This is a genomic window from Kitasatospora sp. NPDC002965 (assembly GCF_040611255.1).
In the GTDB taxonomy this organism is placed as follows: domain Bacteria; phylum Actinomycetota; class Actinomycetes; order Streptomycetales; family Streptomycetaceae; genus Kitasatospora.
In genome coordinates this window covers 1-1981 of sequence record NZ_JBEXNT010000297.1, presented here as the reverse complement: position 1 = coordinate 1981, position 1981 = coordinate 1, and the positions used below count along the sequence as shown (strand labels likewise).

At 75.6% G+C, this 1981-nt stretch carries 1 protein-coding gene; it reads left to right on the top strand.

The annotated features are described in order from the left end of the window. Positions 1 to 1981: hypothetical protein (locus ABZY91_RS41945; protein WP_355409499.1), on the top strand; the 1981-nt coding region annotated here is incomplete at both ends.

Genomic DNA, 1981 nt, shown 5'->3' with positions numbered 1-1981 from the left:
CACGTCGCGCGCACGACCGACTGGAGGATCGCGGTCACGGGCGGCGCGGACAGCCTGATCGCGGCGCAGATCCTCGGACAGCTTCTGCCGGACGACCTGACGGTGGTCGAGGACGAACACCCCGGCGGTCCGGCCGCGGTGACGGTCGCGCTGCTCGCCGCTCCGGACGCTGCCCGTCACGTGGTGGCCGACCTCGGCGCGGCCGGCGCCGACGCCTACGACAGTGCGATGGAGATCCTGCGCCCGCAGATTCTCACGGTGTTGCCCGGCGGCCCGTTCCGCGAGGGCGCGGTCCTCCTGAGCCGGGAGGCGACCCTGGTCGTGCCCGCCGGCGCGAGCGACCTGCCGACCACCGGCCGACTGATCACCTACACGGTCGGCGAGGAGGTCCCCGCCCAGGTCCGCGCGGAGGACGTGCTGGTCCTGCCCGACGGCCGCACCCGGTTCACTCTCGCCTACGGGCCCCGCTCGCGGGTGGTGGACCTTCCCCTCCACGGCCCGGACCACCTGCTGCCCGCCCTGGCGGCCGCCGCCACCGCCCTCGCCGCCGGCCAACGCCTGCAGAGCGTCGTCGACCGCCTCAAGCGCCTGCGCCTTCCCAGCGGCTGCCTGCACACCGAGACCGCGGACCACGGCGCCCGACTGCTGTACGCGGACGGCTGCGGCACCGGCCCGCAGGCGACGACGGCCGCGTTGCGGGTCCTGCACCGCCGGGCGACCCAGGAGAGGGCCCGCGCGGTGGCGCTGCTCGGCGAGCCGCCCACACCCTGGGCCGATCCCGCGACCGCCCGGGTCCGCGAGACGGTCACCACCTACGCCGTCGAGGCCGCGGGAATCGGCGCCGCCGCGGCGGACACGAGCCCGCACCCACGCAACTTCGCGACCACCGACGACGCCCTGACCTGGCTACGCGACACCCTCACCACCGGCCCCCTCGCGCAACGGCCCGCCGTGGTCCTGCTCAAGGGCAGCGCCCAGCAGTACCTCACCACCGGATCGATCACGGCGCAGCTGCGCCCGAGGGAGGTCGAGGTGACGGCGTTCCTGTCGGATCTGGACGACCGTGTGGCGGAGCCGTCGCCGGGTCGGTTGCGGCCCCGGGTGACGGAGGTCGCCGCCGCGCAGGTGCTCGCCGCGGCGTGCCGCAAGGTCGGGTGGGGCGCGGCCTCGGCGGTGCGGGCGTCGGGGGCGAGTGCGGTGTGGCGGCTGGACGACGCGGTGATCGCCCAGGTGCACCTGGGCCGGATCAGCGACACGGCGATGGGACCGGTGAGTGGCGCGCAGTGGCTCGCGGGCCGCGGGATCCCGGTCGTCGAACCCGCGTACCCGCAGCCGGTCCCGGTGGCCGATTCCTGCGTCACCTTCTGGCACGACACCGGCCGGTGGGCGGCGCCGCCCGCGGCGGCCGGGGCCCTACTGGCCGCCGTCCACACCCTCGCGCCCGACGGGCTGTTCGACCATCAGCCGATCAGGCACCTGAAGAGCCGGCTGGGCCGCACCCGCCTGGTCGACGAGGACCGGGCGCTGCTGGTGGAGCACCTGTCCGAGCTGTCCGCCCGCTACGCCGAGCTGAGCTGGCCGACGCCGCCGACCACCGTCCTGGGAGTCAGCCAGGTTCCGAACCTGCGTCGCGACCGGCCGGGGGCGGTGCGGTTGGCGGTGGCGTCCTGGCCGCAGGCCGGGCGCCGGGAGTGGGACCTGACCGTGTTGCTGCGCGACGTCGCCACCGGCTGGCTTCATCCGGACGACTACGCCGCGGCGGTCGGGGACTACGAGCGGGCCACGGGCATCGGCGACGTCGCCCACTGGCCGGGGCACCGCCGGCTGATCGACGTGATCGATTTCGCCGAGGCGCTGAAGCGGGTGGAGCGGACCCGCGCGGAGGCCCGCCGCGCCGCCGAGCTGCACATGCTGCTGGACCTGGTGGCCCGCCAGCGTGCCGACTTCGGCCTGTCGCCCGCATACGACCTCGTGGAGAGTG